10 protein-coding genes and 1 pseudogene are annotated in these 20,894 nt (G+C 68.2%); 9 read left to right on the top strand and 2 right to left on the bottom strand.

All coding sequences use genetic code 11. The features are described 5' to 3' along the window. The first annotated feature begins 21 nt into the window (after positions 1-21). The 5 genes from B9S58_RS31595 to mutM all read left to right on the top strand — a co-directional run bounded on the left by B9S58_RS31595 (position 22) and on the right by mutM (position 3,936). Positions 22-1,113: a cell division initiation protein gene (locus B9S58_RS31595; RefSeq protein ID WP_103535348.1), complete on the top strand. Its 1,092-nt coding sequence runs from the start codon at positions 22-24 to the stop codon at positions 1,111-1,113. Between the two features lie 195 nt (positions 1,114-1,308). Next, on the top strand, positions 1,309-1,923 hold the full coding sequence (locus tag B9S58_RS31590) for a DUF177 domain-containing protein (RefSeq protein WP_103535347.1): 615 nt from the start codon (positions 1,309-1,311) through the stop codon (positions 1,921-1,923). Positions 1,924-1,925: 2 nt separating this feature from the next. Further along, the gene (rpmF, locus tag B9S58_RS31585; protein ID WP_003965982.1) at positions 1,926-2,099 is read left to right on the top strand and encodes a 50S ribosomal protein L32; all 174 of its coding nucleotides are present in this window, start codon (positions 1,926-1,928) and stop codon (positions 2,097-2,099) included. A gap of 19 nt (positions 2,100-2,118) precedes the next feature. Next, positions 2,119-2,943: a ribonuclease III gene (gene rnc, locus B9S58_RS31580; RefSeq protein WP_103535346.1), complete on the top strand. Its 825-nt coding sequence runs from the start codon at positions 2,119-2,121 to the stop codon at positions 2,941-2,943. Positions 2,944-3,060: 117 nt separating this feature from the next. Next, a complete protein-coding gene (mutM, locus tag B9S58_RS31575; RefSeq protein WP_103535345.1) occupies positions 3,061-3,936 on the top strand; it encodes a bifunctional DNA-formamidopyrimidine glycosylase/DNA-(apurinic or apyrimidinic site) lyase in 876 nt (291 codons plus the stop codon). Between the two features lie 378 nt (positions 3,937-4,314). Here mutM and B9S58_RS31570 read toward each other — a convergent pair whose 3' ends face one another. Continuing rightward, positions 4,315-5,661: an endonuclease domain-containing protein gene (locus tag B9S58_RS31570; RefSeq protein ID WP_103535344.1), complete on the bottom strand. Its 1,347-nt coding sequence runs from the start codon at positions 5,659-5,661 to the stop codon at positions 4,315-4,317. Positions 5,662-6,248: 587 nt separating this feature from the next. Here B9S58_RS31570 and B9S58_RS31565 point away from each other — a divergent pair. From B9S58_RS31565 to B9S58_RS31550, 4 genes are all read left to right on the top strand, one after another. Continuing rightward, a complete protein-coding gene (locus B9S58_RS31565; protein WP_258045160.1) occupies positions 6,249-7,697 on the top strand; it encodes a VCBS repeat-containing protein in 1,449 nt (482 codons plus the stop codon). Between the two features lie 38 nt (positions 7,698-7,735). Further along, complete coding sequence (locus B9S58_RS31560; RefSeq protein WP_103535343.1) at positions 7,736-11,335, top strand: LamG domain-containing protein; 3,600 nt, start codon at positions 7,736-7,738, stop codon at positions 11,333-11,335. Positions 11,336-11,472: 137 nt separating this feature from the next. Then, positions 11,473-18,492, top strand: coding sequence for a polymorphic toxin-type HINT domain-containing protein (locus tag B9S58_RS40080; RefSeq protein WP_308457939.1), 7,020 nt, complete (start codon positions 11,473-11,475; stop codon positions 18,490-18,492). A gap of 11 nt (positions 18,493-18,503) precedes the next feature. Further along, on the top strand, positions 18,504-19,142 hold the full coding sequence (locus B9S58_RS31550) for a hypothetical protein (RefSeq protein ID WP_146063592.1): 639 nt from the start codon (positions 18,504-18,506) through the stop codon (positions 19,140-19,142). Positions 19,143-19,327: 185 nt separating this feature from the next. Here the strand turns inward: B9S58_RS31550 and B9S58_RS31545 are convergent. Further along, positions 19,328-20,894 (bottom strand): annotated as a pseudogene (locus tag B9S58_RS31545) (IS1182 family transposase); the annotation flags it as partial.

Below are 20,894 nucleotides of genomic sequence, written 5' to 3'. Positions count from 1 at the left end.
GCAGAGAGTGGCGAGCACACGGTGGACGTGCAGAAGAAGCTCGACGAGATCGTCGAAGCGGTCGGGAGCGCCCGATCCATGCCCATGTCGGCCTCGTGCGTGGTCAACCGCGCCGAGCTGCTCGCCATGCTCGAAGAGGTGCGCCAGGCCCTGCCCGGCTCGCTCGCCCAGGCCCAGGAGCTGATCGGCGGCCATGAGCAGCTCGCCGAGCAGGCCCGGCAGGAGGCCGAGCGGATCATCGAGTCCGCCCACGCCCAGCGCGGCTCGCTGATCTCCGAGACGGAGATCGCCCGGCGGTCGCAGAGCGAGGCCGACCGGATCCTGTCCGAGGCCCGCCGCGAGGCCGAGGAGGTCCGGGCCGAGGCCGACGACTACGTCGACAGCAAGCTCGCGAACTTCGAGGTCGTCCTCACCAAGACCATCGGCTCCGTGGACCGGGGCCGCGAGAAGCTCCTCGGCCGCGGCCAGGGCCTGGACGAGCAGGGCTATCAGGACCCCGAATTCGCCGAGGCCCCCGAGCGCAGCGCCGACCCGGAGGCCCTGCGGCAGCGGGCCGACGCCTATGTCGACGCCAAGTTCGGCGCCTTCGAGGCCGTTCTCGCGGGGACCCTGGAGGCGGTCGGCCGGGGCCGGCAGAAGCTGCACGGCCGGGTTGCCAGCGACGACCTCGGCGCGCACATGGCCGCCCAGGACGCCGCGGGCGGCCAGGGGCACACCAGTGACGCCGACTACCTGGCCGGCCTCGCGGAGCTCGCCCCGGAACCGCAGCAGGCGCCCCAGCAGTCCCAGTACCCGGCCCAGCCGCAGGCCGAGCCGAGCTACGCGCAGGCGACGTACGGCTACCAGGAGCAGCCGCTCCAGCAGGGCGTCCAGGACGCGTACGGCTACCAGCAGCAGTCCGACCCGTACGCGGCGTACCAGCAGCAGGGCAACTACGACCCGAACGGGTACCCGTCCCAGCCGGAGACCCAGCCGGAGACCCAGCCGGACTACGGCTGGCAGCAGGCTCAGGCGCCCGACCAGCAGGGCGGCGGCGCGCTGGACGAGACCAGCCTCTTCGACACCGGCATGATCGACCTGGAGCAGCTGCGCCGGTACGAACAGGGCCGCTGACCCCGGGACGGGCCGCCCCGATTGGGTGCTGGGCGGTCCGTCCAGTATCCTGAATCCTCGGTCGCACATAGGTCCGCGATCTCGGCTGCCCGTTTCGTCCGCGGACCGCAGACGGCCCTCCTTCGGCAGTACGACATCCATGATTCGAAAGCAGGAAAAGCCCTGAACGGCCACCTCGACCACCGAAACCCTCTCGTGTTCGATACGCACGAGCTGGGTCGGCGTCCCGGTGCCCTGAAGCGGCTGACCCGCTCGGTGGACGCACCCGGTTCACCGATCCTGGGCATCGACGGCGTCATCGGCGTGCCGGAAGGCGCACCCGTGGAGCTGGACCTCCGCCTCGAATCGGTCATGGAAGGGGTGCTTGTCACAGGCACCGCCCGTGCAACCGCCGAGGGGGAGTGCGTAAGGTGTCTGGAGCCGCTGACCGTTGAGGTCGACGCGGACTTCCAGGAAATGTTCTCGTACCCTGACGCCGATGACCGGGGCCGCAGCAGTGCTGCGGAACCGGCCGACGACGCCGAGGACGACGAGGACAGGTTCTTCCTTGAGGACGGCTTGTTCGACCTCGAGTCAATGCTGCGTGACGCGGTAGTGCTCGCACTGCCCATGCAGCCGGTGTGCAAGGAGACCTGCGCCGGTCTGTGTTCCGAATGCGGAATCAGGCTGGACGAGAATCCGGACCACCACCACGATGCCCTCGACATTCGTTGGGCGGCACTGCAAGGACTCGCCGATACCGTTCAGGACGGCGAGAAGGACAACATGGGCGGCGCCGAACCGGGCGTCGACGAGAAGCAGGAGAAGTAGCCGTGGCTGTTCCGAAGCGGAAGATGTCGCGCAGCAACACGCGCCACCGCCGGTCGCAGTGGAAGGCTGCGGTCCCCACCCTGGTTTCGTGCGAGCGTTGCCAGGAGCCCAAGCTCCAGCACATTGCGTGCCCGAGCTGCGGCACCTACAACAAGCGCCAGGTCCTCGAGGTCTGAGCGGCTGGTGAGAGGCCCGATGTCTGAGTTGTCCAGCGCCAAGAAGCAGGCAGACAACGTCAACACAGCCTCGTCCCACACGCTTCTGGAAGGGCGGCTCGGGTATCACCTCGAGTCCGCCCTTCTGGTGCGTGCGCTGACCCACCGTTCGTACGCATACGAGAACGGCGGTCTGCCCACCAACGAGCGGCTCGAATTCCTCGGGGATTCGGTGCTCGGCCTGGTGGTCACGGATACGCTGTACCGCACCCACCCCGACCTGCCCGAAGGCCAGCTGGCCAAGTTGCGGGCCGCGGTGGTCAACTCACGTGCACTTGCGGAAGTGGGCCGCGGCCTCGAACTCGGCTCCTTCATCCGGCTCGGCCGCGGTGAAGAGGGCACGGGTGGCCGGGACAAGGCTTCCATCCTCGCCGACACACTGGAAGCAGTGATCGGCGCGGTCTATCTCGACCAGGGCCTCAGCGCGGCCTCGGAGCTGGTCCACCGGCTCTTCGACCCGCTGATCGACAGGTCCTCGAACCTCGGTGCCGGCCTGGACTGGAAGACCAGCCTCCAGGAGCTCACCGCGAGCGAGAGCCTCGGGGTCCCCGAGTACCTCGTCACGGAGACCGGCCCGGATCACGAGAAGACCTTCACTGCTGCCGCTCGCGTCGGTGGTGTCTCGTACGGCACCGGCACCGGCCGTAGCAAGAAGGAAGCGGAGCAGCAGGCGGCCGAGTCCGCCTGGCGTGAGATCAGCGCCGCCGCAGAGGCACGGCAGGCCGCGGAGAAGTCCGCGGCCGACGGAGGGGCCGCCGACACCCCTGCCGTTCCGTCGCCGAACACGGACGCCGCTCCGGCCTGAAGCGAAACGGGAACCCCTCGGTGCCATGCGCACCGGGGGGTTTTCCCTGTCCCCGGGGAGCGGTTTCCGGAAGGACCCGCTCCCGTACCACCGTCGTCGTGTCTGGAGTAGTGCAACGTGCCTGAGCTGCCCGAGGTCGAAGTCGTACGCCGGGGCCTCGAACGCTGGGTCAGCGGCCGCACCGTCACCGAGGTCGAGGTCCTGCACCCGCGCTCGGTCCGGCGGCACCTCGCGGGTGGCGCCGACTTCGCCGCCCGGCTGCGCGGAGTCCGCTTCGGTACGGCGATGCGCCGCGGCAAGTACCTCTGGGTGCCGATCGACGAGGCCGCCGCCTCGCTGCTGGGCCACCTCGGCATGAGCGGACAGCTGCTGGTGCAGCCCGCGGACGCGCCCGACGAGAAGCACCTGCGGGTCCGGATGCGGTTCGACGACGCGCTCGGCACCGAGCTGCGCTTCGTCGACCAGCGCACCTTCGGCGGGCTCTCGCTGCACGACAACACCCCCGACGGCCTGCCGGACACCATCGCGCACATCGCCCGGGACCCCCTCGACCCGCTCTTCGACGACGCCGCGTTCCACTCCGCGTTGCGCCTGCGCCGTACGACGGTCAAGCGCGCCCTGCTCGACCAGTCGCTGATCAGCGGCGTCGGCAACATCTACGCGGACGAGGCGCTCTGGCGCGCCAGGCTGCACTACGACCGGCCGACCGCGACCCTGACCCGCCCCAGGTCCGCCGAGCTGCTCGGCCACGCCCGCGACGTCATGAACGCGGCGCTCGCCCAGGGCGGCACCAGCTTCGACAGCCTGTACGTCAACGTGAACGGGGAGTCCGGTTACTTCAGCAGAGAACTGAACGTGTATGGGCGCTCTGACCAGGCATGTAACCGGTGTGGAACGAGGATCAGAAGAGCCCCGTTCATGAACCGCTCCTCCTACTTCTGCCCGAAGTGTCAGCCCATTCCGAAGCGCAGCAGAGGGCGTTCTCCCAGGTGAGAAGCGGTTCTACTTCGCTGGTGGCGTGGGGTCGACGTCGGCGGAGTTCAATGTAGAGGTTGTGCCTGCACTGTCGCGGTGAGTCGGCCAGTTGGGAGGCCGGAGCGGGCTGTCGGCTCTGGTTAGCGAGGACGACGTCTGCGGCAAGCACCTCTGACGGACTGGGTCTGCGCACTAACCGCCGTTGCTGACAGCGCGAGCTCTACGGCACATATCAGACGTATGGGACCCCTGCGGTCGGCCTATGTCCCGGTCGATCCGATTCTCGCGCACGACGTATCGGCCGGGTGAGCTGGCCCGGTGCGACCTGTGGATTCCGAAGGCGGACAGTCGGCAGCTGGGAGGTGAGGTTGGGGTGTCAGGTCTCCCGGTGCCTGCTCAGAACAGTGCCAGGCCCTCGCCGCTGGTGTCCGTGATGACGGACCGGGGTTGGGCGGGGAGGCCGTCCAAGCAATCCGGACCGGCCGCGGCGGCCACGTCGGGGGCGGTCCCGGCCAGCCAGGTGCCGAACCGCTCGGCGGCTTCGCGGTAGGAGACTTGCGCCAGGATGCGGTGCTCGCCGGAGGGGCAGAAGTCGACGGTGACGGTGAGCAGGCAGGAGCGGGGCGCCTGCTGGCTGCCCGTCCAGGACACGCGCAGGACGCCGCAGGGCTTGCGTCCGCGGGGGACTTGGTGGGTCGGGCGCAGTGATCGGCAGGCTGTGTGGGCGGTCCATGCGGCGAGGTGTGGCAGGGGCAGGGTGGTGCGTGCGCGGCAGCCGGGGCAGCGGTGCCAGTGACGGAGCCAGTCGTCGGTGTCGGTGTGGAAGAGGCGTGTGTAGCGGTTCGCCACGCGGATGTCGTTGCTGTACAGGTGGTCGGGGCGTTCTTGTGTGTTGCAGGACTGGCAGACGGGGGCGCGGACGTAGCCGTGTTCGTGGCAGTGATCGAGCACGGTGGCGGGCGTGGTGCGGCAGACGGCGCACGCCCACCCGGTCACCTTGCGGGATGTGCCGGGCTTCTTGCTGAGTACCGAGTACAGCTGGCCTTCCAGTTCATTGTTGTACGGGCGCGGTGAGGCGGGGCGACCTTGGGGGCTTGTCGCCTCTCGGGTTTCGGCATCTCGGGGCCGCCGGGGGTGGGAGGGCGGCTCGGGGGCGGCCGCGCCGCCCTGGCGCCTTCGCGCGGCGCGCACCCACTGCGTTTCGGCGTGCTCGGCCGCATCCAGCAGTTTGACCACAGCGCGCGGCAGCCACCACGTTCGCCGCGTCCCGTCGCGGGTCTGCTCCACGAGTGTCTGTCGCCAGTCGATGCCCGCCAGATGGTGGGGCCGGCCGACGTCATGTCGTGCTGCCCGCTTGGGGCCGTCCGGTTCCTGCAGCAGTTCCTCCGTGATGCGCTGGCGCCAGCGCAGCGGCGTTTCCTCGTTGGGCTCCTGCCTCGGTGCCGTACGGAACGGGCCGATGCGGATCAGGTCGTGGCGGTCCATCTCAACCGTGTTCAGTTCCGCGGCTGCCTGGCGCACCGCAGTCTCCGGAACACTCCACTGACCGCCGCTTGGCTGCACCGTCGTCGCCAGATAGCCGCCGAGCAGGACGTAGCCCGCCCGGGCGTGGGCAGGGGGGCGGGTGAATGCATCAGGAGCCGTCGGCACAGCGCTGTCGGCCGTCAGATCAACCCACAGGGCGTCCGCGGTACCCAGGGTGATCAGGCCGTCCGCGCGACCGGGCATGACACGCTCTGACATGCCGACAGGTTAACGGCCCGCACTGCGGCAACTGGCCCTCCAGCACCTCGGTCAGCCGTGGACACGGCCCAACTCCGCTAGGCGCGCGGGGCTGCCGCTGGCCGCTCTCAGGGGAGGCTGCGCCGACGCGGTCTTCATGGTGCATCTGTTGGGCTTCGCGGGACTGAACGAGGGCGTCGGCCTCGTCGACGACGAAGACCATGGCCGAGTTGACGCGGGCCGACTCGGTGGTTCCCGCGTGCCGTCCGAGGCCTTTGTGGCGAGTGTGAGGCATCTCTGTCCCGATGTGATGCATGCGCTGTTTGGGGAGGTTGGCCAAGAGTCACCCAGTCGCCGTTTGGCGCCCCGTTCATGATCATTCGTTGAGTGCGGTCTGCCTAAACGTGCTGATAGTCATAGACCGAGGTGGGAACTGGTACCAGAATGTCCGTTTCGCGGGTCTGGACCGTGGGTTCCCCTCGTGTTTGAGTCGAGCGTTCGTTTCTTTGACAGGTATTCATGCTGTGGGTGGGGTGTGACGGATGGGGACGCGTATGCGTATGCGTATGCGTGGCGTCGGGGGAGCTTGTGCTTTGGCGTTGAGTGCCGTGCTGATGGCGGGACTACTGCCCTGGGCCGGTGTCGCTTCGGCCGCGGCCGGTTGCTCGGGCGCGGAGTCTGATTACAACGGCGATGGCGTGCGGGATACGGCGATTGCAGATCCGGAAGCGACCGTGGGCGGTAGGGCGGACGCGGGAAGCGTAACCGTGGTGTACGGCGGTGGCGCGGGCACGGTTCAGGTGCACCAGGACCGTGCCTGGGTGTCGGGTACGGCGGAGGCGGGCGACCGGTTCGGCCACGCGCTGGCTCAGGCAGACCTCAATGGTGACGGTTGCAGTGACTTGATCGTAGGAGCGCCGTACGAGGCCGTGGGCGAGGTGCGGGACGCGGGGGCGGTGTATGTCGTCCACGGCTCGCCTGAGGGGCTTGGAGGAGGCGCTGCTCCGACTAACTACAACCAGGGTCAGAGTCGCGTCGCGGGCTCGGCGGAGGCGGGCGATCTCTTCGGGTACGCCGTGGCCGCAGGCCGTACGAGTTCCGGTACGCCGTATTTCGCCATGGGGGTGCCGGGCGAGGACCTCGGCACCGTACGTGACGCCGGAGGGTTCTTCTACGTTCGGGGCAGCTCGGTCGCCTGGGTCGATCAGGCCTCGCCCGGTGTGCCCGGGGTGGCTGAGCAGGACGACCGCTATGGCGCGTCGCTCGCCGCGACACCGGTCCACCTTGCCGTGGGTTCCCCGGGCGAGGCCATCGGTGCGAACACCTTCGCGGGAGGCGCTGCGGTCTTCAGCCACACCACGGACACCTCGGGCAGACCGACGCCGTTGACAGGCCTGGACCAGGCGGCCCCGAAGGTGGGTGCGGCGGAGTCGGGCGACCGGTTCGGCACGTCACTGGCGATGGCCCCCATTCCGGACACGTCGGGAACTTACAAGGACGGCTCGTATCTGGTGATCGGCGCTCCTGGGGAAGACCTGGGCACGGCGGCGGACGCGGGCAGTGCCTCGGTCTACCGGGTCACCGCGTCGGGAACTGTGGCGGTGCTGGTCGCCGGTCTGAACCAGAGCGCGCCGGGCACCCAGGAAGACGCCCAGCCGGGCGATTTCTTCGGCCAGGAGCTGGCTGCCACGGTGCAGGGCGGCACGCTGAAGGTGGCCGTGGGTGTGCCGGGTGAGGAGTCGTCGGACGAGCACCTGGACAAGGGCGGGGTGCAGATCTTCGAGATCGCCGCTGACGGAACCCTCACGGACGCGTGGCTGGACCCCGGCTGGGGGATTCCGGGCATGCCTCAGCAGCAGATGTTCGTGGGAACCAGCCTCGCGGCGACGCCGGACACGCTTCTGGTGGGAGTGGCGTACGGGCCCGGTGAGGTGCCAGGTGCGGTCCATGGCTACGAGTGGACGGTGGAGAGCGGCGGTGCGCCATCGCTGACTCATAGGCCTGGCGAGGGTGGTCTTCCGGCGGGCGGCAAGGCGTTCGGGGCTGAAGTCCGGTGAGCCAGCGACTGCGTACGAGGTGGAGACCAGGAGTGGGGATGACAGCGGCAGGCGTGGTCGGACGGGTATGGCGTCCCGCCGTGGTGGTCAGTGCGTTGACGGCGTTGCTGGCGACCAGCACGGCCGCACTGCCGGGGACGGCTGAGAATGCCGCTGCTGCGGGGTTTGACGCGGCGGTGGCGAAGGCCCAGGAGAGCGGCGAAGCGCCGACGGAGGCTCTGGCCCGCGCAGCTGCAGCCAAGGCCGACCAGCCGGTCGAGGTCACCAGGTTGCGGGAGGAGCGCCGGGAGGTGTTCGCCAACCCGGACGGTTCGTTCACCGCGCAGGAGTACACGCAGCCGGTGCGGACGCGGCGTGGTGATAGGTGGGTCGCGGTCGATGACACGCTCGCCCCGCGTGAGGGCGGCGGCTTGTCGCCCAGGGCTGCGGTGGTGGAGCTGGAGTTCTCCGGCGGCGGGGACGGCCCGTTCGCACGCATGCGCAAGGCCGGCCGCGAGTACGCGCTGACCTGGCCGGCGGGCAAGCTGCCGAAGCCACAGGTCGAGGGGAACACCGCGCGCTATGCGGAGGTCCTGCCGGATGTGGATCTCGCCGTGCGCGCCGAGGTCGAGGGCTTCAGTCACTATCTGATCGTCAAGAGCGCCGAGGGCGCGGCCGGCGCGGAGCTGCAGGAGATCGAGTTCGGTCTGTCGACCAAGGGACTGGTGGTCGAGCGAACCGCGCAAGGGGTACTGCGGGCTGCGGACACGGCGGCGGGCGGCACGGTGTTCGAGTCGTCGCAGCCGGCGATGTGGGATTCCTCCGGAACGGACGGAGCGGAGCCGGCGACCGGGTCTCGGACGGGGGCATCGGCACCAGGACCGCAGGCGGTTTCAGCGGCCGGAGAGGTTCCGCTGGACGCCTCGGACGGTGGCCGGGTAACGCCGGTGGGGTTGTCCGTGACCAACGAAAAGATCACCTTGAGACCGGACATGGAGCTGCTGCGGGCCGACGACGCGGCGTATCCGGTGGTGATCGACCCGACACCGAAGACGACGTCACGTACGGCGTGGTCCTCGGTGATGTCGGGTATGCCGACGCACAAGGAGTGGAAGTACTCGGGTCACGCAGGGGTGGGCAAGTGCCCGTCGAACTACAACCCCACGCAGTGCGCGAACATCGGCGTACGACGGCTGCTGTTCACCTTCCCGATGGCGTTCTACCAGGGAAAGCAGATCCTGGGCACGCAGTTCTCCGCGAGGGTGGGCAGTGTGTACTGGGCGGACGCGAGTGCCGAGCCCATTGACCTGTACCGGATCGGTGGCAAGAACTACAAGGTCACGTCGTCCAGCAACTGGTCGAACACCAAGGACGACTGGTCGGACTACCTGGCGACGGTGGATAGGAAGATCTCACCCACGTCCTGTTCCAGCCAGGCGAATCTGCACTTCAGCAACGGCGAGTTGCTGGACGAGGCGAAGGCGGCGGCATCCGGGAACTGGTCGAGCATGTCGCTCGGCCTGAAGGCCAAGAACGAGAGCACGTACGCGGGTTGGAAACGCATCTGCGGTAATTCCTACCTGAAGATCACCTACAACTCTCCGCCCAAGCAGGTCGACTACCGGCTCATGTCCTCCAACCCGGGCGGCAAGTGCACGTGGGGCAGTGGGCGGCCCTACACCGATGTGCTGCCGCAGCTGCGGGCCGAGGCGCGCGATCCGGATCACAATTCCTCGGGCACGGACCGGGTGAAGATGCAGTTCAAGGTGGATTGGACAGACAAGAACGGTGTAGCGCGGTCGTACACCGCCGATACGGGCTACAAGTCTCCGAATCCGGGCACGTCGTTCGTTCATGCGGTGAAGCAGCGCCCCGCGGGAGAGCCGCAGATTCCGCAGAGCACGGTGATCTACTGGTCCTCCAGGGCGTACGACGGTGACGCCTGGGGACCGTGGAGCTACGACGGCAGCCCACAGCGGTGCGAGTTCATGTGGGACAGCACACGCCCGAAGGCGCCGGCGGTCGGCTCCACGCAATACCCCGCCGACGAGGCCTGGCATCACGGGGTTGGCACGGCCGGTGACTTCACCTTCACCGCGTCCGACAAGGATGTGCAGGAGTTCCGGTACGCCTTCGACGGCCAGCCGCTGAAGACCCTTCCAGCAGGCAGCGGAGGATCGGCAACCGTGACGTGGACGCCGCAGGCGGCGGGGCGCCACTGGGTCACGGTCGAGGCGTATGACAACGCGAACAACGCCAGTGTTCCGGCGCAGTACGAGTTCCTGGTGACGGACGGCAAGCAGGCCGCGGGCCAGTGGAATCTGGCCGATGAGGTCGGCAGTGAGCTGGCGCACGACGAGACCGGACGGCATCCGGGAAGGCCCGGTACCGGGGTGCTCTTCGGGGTTCCGGGGCCCGGTGGTGCGGCGGACAGCGCGGCCCGCTTCGACGGCAGTGCGAATGCGTATCTGGACGCGTGGGGCACGGTGATGGACACCGGTGAGAGCTTCACGGTCAGCGCGTGGGTGCGGCCCACGGCGCTGGACCGGGACATGGCGGTGGTGAGCCAGGACAGCACGGGCGAGCCGGGCTTCGTCCTGGGCTATGACGCCACCGAGAGGGCCTGGGCGTTCTCAGCCCCGGACATGGACGTGGACGCCATGGTCCGCTGGCAGGCCACGGCCTCGGGCGTTCCGGTGGTCAAGGACAAGTGGACGCAGCTGACCGGGGTCTTCGACGCCCATGCGGCCTCCGGGCCTGAGCTGCGGATCTACGTCAACGGCAACCAGGCGGGCAAGGCGGCCCGCCACACGGTGTGGTCGTCGCTGCGCAGCTTCCAGATCGGCCAGGTGCTGGCCAAGTCCGGCTACCGCGATCACTTCGAGGGCGACCTGGCGGAGGTGCGCGCCTTCGACCGGGTGCTGCCCGCCGCGCAGGTGGCCGGGCTCCTTGACATCAAGCCGCAGCGCAAGGGCTACTGGCCGCTGGATGTGGTGACGGACGGCGCCTCGGCGAACGTCCAGTCGGGTGGACAGCCGCTGACCCTTCAGGGCGGCGCGGCGGTCTACCAGCCTCAGGACCCGTTCTTCGATGAGGCGGCGCTGGTGGGCGACGGCCATCTGGTCCTGGACGGCGCGGGTGACTGGGCGGCGACCACGGACCCGGCGGTGAGTGCGGCCGACAGCTACACCGTCGCCGTGCGCGCGCAGTTGACCGCGCTGGATTCCACCGAGTCGCAGACCGTGCTGTCGCTTCCGGGGCAGAACGCGGACCGGGTGGCGGTGCGCTACCAGGCCGCCACCGGCCAGTGGGAGTTGGCGGTGACCGCCGCCGACAGCGCCACGGCGGAGGTGACCACGGTCGCCAATGATCAGCTGCTGCCGAGCAATGAGGGCTCGGGACAGCATCTGGCCGTGGCGTTCGACTCCTTCACCCACGAGGTGCGGTTGTACGTCGACGGGCAGCTGACCGCGACGGCCGTGGGCTCTGACCACAGCACCTGGCCTTCCAGCGGTGGCCTGCAGGTCGGCCGCTCCGCACAAGGCGGTGGCAGCGAGTACTTCGCCGGGGCCCTGGACGAGGTCCGGGTCTACGCCGGTGTGGTTGATCCGACCGGGGTCAGCCGGATGAACCAACTGACCGGCGACACGGACCTGTAGCCCCACTTCTCACCGGGTGACCGGGAGCGCCCCGCACGGGGCGCTCCCGGCCCCGCTCCCTGGTGCTCTACCCCTGACCTGAGCTCATTCGAACTTCTGTCTTCACGGAGCTGTCTCTGATGCCCTTCCGTGGCCGTTTGCTCGCCTCTCGCATGCCCCGGTACGCGGTGGGAGCCACCGTGCTCGGCGTACTGCTGTCGCTGTCCGCGGGTACTGTCCAGGCGCTGCCCGCCAAGCCCGAGCCGGCTAAACCACCGGGGGTGCAGGACAGCCCGGACCCGGCACGTGGAAAGAACGCCAAGCCCGAACCCAGACCGGTCGATGAGGCGGCGAAGGCCGCGGTCAAGAAGCTGGATGCGGCTGTGCTGCCCGAACGCGGCGTCGCCGAGATGGCGGTCGCGGCGAAGGGCGCGAAGCCGGTGAGGGTCGGCGGGCTGCCTGTCACGGTCACCGAACCGGCCAAGGCCGCCACGGAGAAGGCGACCGAGGCGAAGGCGACCACGGCGAAGGCAGCCAAGGACGACAAGCCTCAGGCGCGCTCGGCCGCCACCCCGGAGAAGGTCCGGGTCGAGGTGCTGGATCAGAAGCGCGCCGACAAGGCGGGCGCTGGCGCGCTGCTGCGGGTCCGGCCCGCCGACGGGGCCAAGAGCGCCGGCAAGGTCCGTATCTCTGTGGACTACTCGGCGTTCGAGGAGGCCTACGGCGGAAGCTACGGTGCACGGCTGCGGCTGGTGGAACTGCCTGCCTGCGCGGCCATCCGCGACCTGGGCAGCAAGAACTGCTCCGGCAGGCCGAAGGTTCTCGCCTCCGTCAACGACACCGACGCCGAGACCGTGACCGCCGATGTCACCCTCGCCGCCCCGGCCACCGCCGAGCCGGTCAAGACGCAGGCGACAGCCTCCGCCGCGCGTCAGTCGGAGGCCAGTACCGCGGGCTCCACGGTGCTGGCCCTGCAGGCCGGGGACTCCTCGGACAAGGGCGACTACAAGGCCACCCCGCTGGCTCCGTCGGCCAGTTGGAACGTGTCGAACTCCTCCGGTGGGTTCTCCTGGGACTATCCGCTGCGCACGGTGCCCACACCGGGCGGCCTGACGCCGTCGATCGGCCTGGGCTACTCCTCGCAGTCCGCGGACGGCCGCACCTCGGCCACCAACAACCAGGGCTCCTGGCTGGGTGACGGCTTCGGCTACGAGCCTGGCTATGTCGAGCGGTCCTACAAGTCGTGCGCGGAGGACGGGCACAAGACCTCCGCCGAGCAGTGCTGGGCGTTCGACAACGCCACGATCATGCTGAACGGCAGCGCCGCCCAGCTCATCAAGGACGACAAGAGCGGCAAGTGGCACTTCGCCTCCGAGTCCGGTGCCAGGGTCGAGCAGCTCACCGGGGCGAGCAACGGCGACAACAACGGAGAGCACTGGAAGGTCACCACCACCGAGGGCACCGAGTACTACTTCGGCCTGAACCGGCTGCCCGGCTGGACCTCCGGCAAGGAGACCACCGGCTCCGCCTGGACCACCCCGGTCTTCGGCGACGACGCCGGTGAGCCCTGCTACAACTCCACGTTCAGCGCGGCGCACTGCAAGCAGGCCTGGCGGTGGAACCTCGACTACGTCAAGGACACCCACGGCAATGTCATGTCGTACTACTACGGGGCGGAGACCAACCACTACGCCCTGAACGGCAAGACCGACGTCAACGGCACCGCCTACCACCGTGGCGGCTACCTCAAGCGCATCGACTACGGCCAGCGCGACGGCGCGGTGTACGACGCCAAAGCCCCGGCCCGCGTCATCTTCCGGACCGCCGAGCGCTGTCTGCCCACCGCCGGCTTCGACTGCGCCCCGTCGAAGATGACCAAGGCCAACGCCGCGCACTGGCCGGACACCCCGGTGGACCGTCACTGCAAGACGGGCACCAAGTGCGACGCGAGCCAGTCCTCCGCGACGTTCTGGACCACCAAGCGGCTGACCGGCATCACCACCCGGATGCGCACCGGTGCCGACACCTACGCGGACGTCGACGCCTGGACCCTCACCCACCAGTTCACCGACAACGGCGACGACACCAAGACCCTGTGGCTGAACAAGATCGACCACGAGGGCAAGGTGGGCGGCAGCAGCAAGCTGCCCTCCCTGGAACTGCAGGGCGCGCACCTCGTCAACCGTGTCGACAGCGACGACGACAACATCGACGCCTTCCACCGGCTGCGCCTCGTCACCGTCCTGAGCGAGACCGGCGCCCAACTCGATGTCACCTACGCACCCACCGAGTGCACCGCCACCGCGCTGCCCAAGCCGGGTGAGTCGACCAAGCGCTGCTACCCGGTCGTATGGTCGCCGCCGGGCAGCATCGAGCCGAAGACCGACTGGTTCCACAAGTACGTCGTCCAGGAGATCCGGGAAAGCGACCGCACCGGCGGCGGCGACGACCTGGTCACCCGCTACGACCACCAGGGCAACGCCGGCTGGCGGCACGCGGAGCCGGACGGCATCACCGACGCCAAGTACCTGACCTGGGGCCAGTGGCAGGGCTACGGCAGGACCACCGTCACCAGCGGCAACGGCGAAGAGACCGCGACCCGGGTCGACTACACGTATCTGCAGGGCCTCAACGGCGACAAGCTACCCGGCGGCGGCACCCGCACCGAGACCGTCAAGGACTCCACCGGCACCTCCTACACCGGACACAAGGAGTACACCGGCTTCGAGATCGAGTCCAAGACCTACGACCAGCCCACCGGCGGCAAGGTCATCGCCAAGACCATCTCCGAGCCGTGGAAGCACGACACGGCCACCCAGACCAAGTCCTGGGCCACCTCGAAGGCGACCGTCGTCCAGGAGAAGACCTCCCGCGGCTACGAACTTCTCTCCGACGGCACCTGGCGCGAGACGAATTCCGTCTCGCACTACGACACCGACAGCCCCAACGTCCGGCTGGCACGCACCGAGGACTTCGGCGACGTCGCCACCGCCGAGGACGACAGCTGCACCCGCCTGTGGTACGCGGACAACCCGTCCAAGAACATCTACGAACTGCCCTCCCGCAGCGAAGCCGTAGCGGTCGGCTGCAGCGCGACTCCCGACCGCAAGACCCAGGTCATCGCGGACGAACGCACCTCCTACGACGGCGGCGCCTTTGACGCCGCGCCCACCAAGGGCGACGCGACCAGAACCGAGCGCCTGACCAAGCACGACGGCACCAACGCCACCTACCAGACCACCGGCACCACCACCTACGACAAGTTCGCCCGCCCCACCGCACAGACCGACGCGGACGGCGCGAAGACCACCACCGCCTACACCGACGACAACGGCCTGATCTCTCAGACCAAGAGCACCAACGCGCTCGGCCACGTCACCACCACCGACTACGCACCCGCCTGGGGCCAGTCATCGGGCCAGAGCGACCCCAACGGCAAGCGCACCGACTTCGCCCACGACCCGCTCGGCCGCCTGACCAAGGTCTGGCTGCCCGACCGCGCCAAGACCACCAACCCGAGCATCAAGTACACCTACGACGTCCGCCGCGACAAGCCCGTCGCCGTCAAGACCGAGAAGATCGAGAACGGCGCCACGACCTACGGCACCGAGTACCAGCTCTACGACGCCCTGCTGCGCCCGCGCCAGAAGCAGACCGAGGGCCCCGACGGCACCCGCATGGTCGCCGACGTCTTCTACGACGGCACCGGCAAACCGAAGAAGACCAACGCCACCTACAACGCGACCGGAGCCCCCTCCAACGAGCTCCTCCTGGTCGCCAACGGCGAAGTCGGCGCCCAGACCGTCTCCGAGTACGACGGCCTGGGACGCCCCACCGCCTCGATCTTCCAGGTCGCGGGAGTCGAGCAGTGGCGCACCACGACCACGTACGACGGTGAGCGCACCCATGTGAACCCGCCCGATGGCGGCACACCGACCACCGCTTTCACTGACGCCCACGGCAACACCACCGAGCTGCGCCACTACAACGGCCCGGACACGGGCCCGTCCACGGGCTACGACAGCACCAAGTACACCTACGACGCCGTCGGCCGGATGCAGGCCGTCACGGACAGCAAGGGCAACTCCTGGGGCTTCGAGTACGACCAGCTCGGCCGCCGGACGAAGACCGTCGACCCGGATGCGGGCGCCACAACCACCACCTACGACGGCCTGGACCGCCCGGTGGTCGTGACCGACGCCCGCGGTGAGAAGACCTCCACGGTCTACGACAAGCTCAGCCGCCCGCTGACCACCTGGAAGGGCGAGCCGGACACCGGCACCAAGCTCACCGAGACCCGCTACGACAAGGCCGGCTGGCTCGGCCACGCGTACATGTCGCTGCGCTACACCAACGGCGCCGAGTTCTTCGGCTCGGTCGTTCAGTCCATGGACGCCTTCTACCAGCCGCTCAAGACGGCGTACGCGGTACCCAAGTCCGAGGGCGCACTCGCAGGCCTCTACACCTTCACCACCACCTACAACACCGACGGCAGCGTCAACGGCATCGGTATGCCCGCGGCCGGGGGCCTGACCTCCGAGTCGATCGCCTTCGGTTACGACGAACTGCAGCGCCCTACGTCGATGACCGGGAAGACCTCCTACGTCACCGGCGCCGTCTACTCCTCCACGAGCCAGCTCAAGCAGCTGCAACTGTCCACCGGAACAGGCAGGAAGACCTGGCAGACCTTCTCCCACGAGAAGGGCACCGACCGGCTGACCCGCTCCACCACCGATGTCGAGGGGGAAGTGGGCCAGCGCGCGGCTGTCAAGCGCAGCCACTACTCCTACGACCAGGCCGGGAACATCCAGTCCCTGTCCGACACCGCGGGCGCCGCCCCGGATGTGCAGTGCTTCGACTACGACGGTCGCCAGCGCCTCACCGAGGCCTGGACCCCAGCGGCCACCGAAGCTCAGGCCACCGGCTCCGGCACGGTCGGCAGCACACTGAACGGCTCCGAGCCCCAGGCATGTTCCACGGCTCCGGGCAGCGCCCCGCTGGGCGGACCCGCCGCGTACTGGACCTCGCACACGGTCGACGCGATCGGCAACCGCACCAAGGAAGTCGTTCACGACACCGGCCTGGACGCGTCCAAGGACACCACTCGCACCTACATCTACGGCGAGGGCGACGCCGGCCCGCACGCGGTCACCAAGGTCACCGAGAGGACCCCCACCGGCGACCGTCAGTCCACCTACGCCTACGACGCCACCGGCAACACCACCCAGCGGGTCCTGAGCGGCGACACCCAGACCCTGGACTGGAACGCCGAGGGCAAACTCACCAAGACCACCGAGGCGGACGGCAAGGAGACCACCTACGTCTACGACGCCGGCGGCAACCGTGTCATCCGCCGCGACGCCACCGCCACCACGGTCTACCTGCCCGGCATGGAACTGAGCCTGGCCAAGGGCTCCAGCACCGTGAAGGCCACCCGCTACTACTCCTTCGCCGGCGAGACCATCGCCGTCCGCCAGAACAACGGCGATATGGCCTTCCTGGCCTCCGACCACCAGGGCACCAGCAGCCTCGCCATCAACGCCGTCACCGGAGCCGTCGCGCAGCGCCGCTTCGACCCCTACGGCGGCCCCCGCGGCACGCCGAGCGGCACCTGGCCCGGCGAGAAGGGTTTCGTCGGCGGAACACTCGACAAGCAGAGCGGCCTCACCCACATCGGCGCCCGCCAATACGACCCGGGCCTGGGGAAGTTCCTCTCCCTCGACCCGCTCATCGACTACACCAGCCCACAGCAGATGAACGGCTACGGGTACGCCGACAACAGCCCCGTCACCCTGTCCGACCCCAGCGGCCTGGCCATCCCCGAATGCATGCAAGGCCTGATCGCCTGCCAGGGCGGCATCCCGATCTCCAGCAAGAAGGCACAGAACGAACACGAGGCGAAGCAGGCCAAACACGCGGAAGAGCAAGCCCACGGGAAGGTCGCGGCCGCCAAGTCGAACCTCAATACGTCAAAGCAGCAGGTCAAGCGGTCCGTCAAGGCCCTTATCAAGATCATCAAGCGTGAGATCGGCGTCGACGCGGCACTCGACTGCTTCTCCAGCGGCGACATCGGAGCCTGTGGCGAAACCCTCCTCAACGTCGCAGGCAGCTTCGCCGGCGGCCTCGCCGGAAAATTCCTCGCCAAGTACGCGAACCCCTTCAAGTGGAAGAAGGGCTACGATCTCGCCAAACGCGTCACGGGTCTGGTCGGAGACCTCATCGGCGGCATCAAGGGCTGGTTCAAGAACTCCAAGGCGCTCGGAAAGGCCAGAGACAAGCTCGACGAAGCACGAGCGAAAACCAAGGCAGCCGTCGCCAAGGCCAAGAAGAGCGAGTGCCACAGCTTCCAACCAGGCACCAGAGTCCTCCTGGACGACGGCACGACCAAGCCGATCGAGGACGTAGCGCTCGGCGACAAGGTCACCGTCACCGACCCTGAAACCGGCAAAACCACCACCCGCGAGGTCGTCGGCACCATCGTCACCGAGGATGACAAGCACTTCGTCGACCTCACCATCAAGACACAGAACGCCGACGCCTCCGCACTGATCTCCACCACCACCCACCCCTTCTGGGTGGAGTCCGAGAACAAGTGGATCAACGCCGGCGACCTCAAGCCCGGCATGACCCTCCACACCCCGGTCGGCACCACCGCCACGGTCGAACACGTCCGCCACTTCGACCAGCGCCAACGCACCCACGACCTCACGATCAACGACACCCACACGTACTATGTGCTGGCGGGGGCTACGCCGGTCCTGGTTCACAATTGCGGCGGCGGCGCTCTCGATCTTGACAACCTGCAAGACCGAGCAGACACCCTGCACGCGCTCATCCCGGCGGGGAAGGCGAACGACAGGGCGACCACTGGAGTCATGCACGCGGTAGGCGGTGGACCGGAATCTCTCGACGTTGTGGCCGTTGGAGCACGGAAGAATATCTCTCAGATTCAACGTGCACAGCTCCTCCCTCACGAGCTCGGGATATCGCGCACTGGCGTGGACGCATCAGGTAACTTCCCGCATGCAGAGGTCAAGCTCTGGGAGACAGCAGTCCATCTTGACCTAACGCCGACAGGCCTGGCAGTGAATAGACCGTTCTGCCCAGCATGTCGGGGTTTCCTGCAGGGCAAGGGTGCGACCCTGGTCAGCGATACACAGGCGATTTGGACTCCGTGAGGTGAATTGAGATGGGATTTCTCGAAGACGTCGAAGTCGTCCGTGTGGAGTGCGCACGGCTGACCCCACGCAAACGGCTGGCCGTCACGGCTCTGTGTGCGACGAAGGTGCGATCGATATCCATGGCGTTCCTTCATGATTCAGGAGAGGGAGACTCCTTTTACCGGATCAACAACGGACTGGATGCGGTGTGGCTGGACCTGCGCGGTATCCAGCAGGCCTCGGCGTCGGATCTCACGCGGGTCCGAGAGGAGGCAGAGTGCTGGATCACTCGCCTTGAGGATGTCGGCGGAGAAGCCGCCGGCTTCGCAGCGGATGCCATCTCCGTATCGGTGTCCGCGATGTCAAGCTTCCTTGAGACAGATCCAGAGTCCGCAGTGAACTCGGCGATCTCGATCGCCGAAATCCGCTCGGAGATCGCCGAATTCCTGGCGGAATATCAGAGTGCCGAAGGGGAGTACTTCCTGAAGGGTGGCGAGGCCGGGGAAGCATCCCTAGCCGAAACCAAGGGCGATGTGGATTTCCTTGGGGAGTTTCCCGCTGACGAGTTTCCCGCGACTCGGTTTATGCGTCGGGCTGGGGCTGCGAACCTTGCTCTCGCAGAGCAGATGAAGTTGGTGCTGAAGGTGGATCGGTTGCGTCTGCCCTGAGAGGTTCCGCCGGACTGCCCCTTGATGCCTACTGGCGGTGCGGCAACTGCCGCCGGGGTGCTGCGTCGGTTGGAGGGCGAGGTGCAACCTCGCCATCCGGGGCGACGCAAACCATGTTGGGTAGCAGTCGCAAATCTGAAGCCCCGCCAGGTATGTCCGACGCTGTTGGCTAATCCGGGGCCTGCCTACTTCGCCCCGTCGATCGTTTGGTCGGCGGGGCGAAGTGCTGCGAAGTGGCTGGTGCGGGTGCGGGCTCGTGGTTGGCCGGTGAGGTGGGCGTCGATGCGGGCGAGGTTGATCGCTGCGCCGGTGAGCTGGTGCTGGAGGCTGGTCTTCGCGAGGCCTCGGTAGCGGGATCTGCGCAGACCGCAGCGTCCGACGGCCTGGGAGATGGTGCCCTCGACACCGGCACGGATCTTGTACCGCTCCTTCCAAGCCTCGGTTCGCTGCTCGGCTCGGGCCGTGCGGACGGTTTCGTGTTCGTCGCGGCCCTGCCGGAGGTTGAGCTCGCGGCGTCGCGGCGAGGGTGAGTTGACGCAGTCGCGCAGGTGAGGGCAGGGGCGGCAGTCGGCCGGGCTGAAGCGGACCCGGATGACGGGCAGGCTCTGCTGGGAACGCCGCTCGGCCCACTGCGTACTGACGACACCGTTCGGGCAGGTCACCTGTTCGCGGTCCCAGTCGATGGTGAAGGCGTCCTGCCCGAAGGGCCCGTCGGCCGACGCGTCGGTGCTGGCAGCCATCGGACCATGCAGGACGACGCCGTGGTCCCTGCGGGCGGTGACGACCTGGCCGGCGGTGGGGTATCCGGCGTCGACCCAGTGCTCACCGGGCAGGCAGTCCCGCCCGGCCAGCGCATCATGGATCTCGGGGATGGTCACGCTGTCGTGGACGGTGGCGAGGGTGGTGGCCACGTTCGTGATCAGGTTCGGCGTCTGCGGCTCGCAGGTCTCGGTGAGGTGGACCTTGTATCCGTCCCATAGAGTGTCCCGCTTGACGCTGCCACGGGCTTCGGTGTCATAGAGGGTGACCAGGCGCAACGCGCCCGGCGTCCGGTCTTTTGGGTCCCGCCGCCTCACCTCGCCCTCCACCCGGTGGAAGTGCTGGACCCACATCTGCCGCAAGGTCTCCACCTCCGCCAGGACACCGAGACCGGCCGGTGCGTCCGCTGCGAAGACCGCTTCCAGCAGACGCGTCCCGTCACGGCCGATCCGCGCTCCCACCTCGTCGCGTCTGGTCCGGGCCTTGGGGAACCGGGAGTCCTCCGCGCGGGTGGCGTAGTGCTTGAACCAGTCCGGCTCCGCGATGTCCGACAGCCAGCCCGGGGCGGCCTGGGCGAGCGCGTTGAGCGCCGAGCGCAGGGTTTCGGCGACCATCTCCAGCCAGGACAGCTCACGGGCGGCCGACAGCACGTGCGTGGCGTCGGTGCGGGCCCGGCCCGCCGTCTTGAGCAGGCCCTTCTCCCGGGCCGCGATCAAGATGCCGTCCAGCACCCGCCGCCCGGCATCCGCCTCCACCAGCCGGTCCCTGAACTCCGACAGCACCGAGAAGTCGAATCCCGGGTCATCCAGTGCAAGGCCGAGGGCGTATTTGAAGTCGATCCTGGCCCGCACCGCCTATGCGGCCTGCCGGTCGGTCAGCCCCTCCACGAACTGGAGCACCAATACCAGCGCCAGCCCGGCCGGGGACCAGGCAGGCCGGCCCCGGACAGGGAAGAGGTCCGCGAACTCCTCGTCCGTGAACAGCGGCCCCAGC

It is taken from the genome of Streptomyces sp. SM11 (assembly GCF_002910905.1).
Taxonomy (GTDB): domain Bacteria; phylum Actinomycetota; class Actinomycetes; order Streptomycetales; family Streptomycetaceae; genus Streptomyces.
This window is presented reverse-complemented; position numbering and strand designations above follow the sequence as displayed.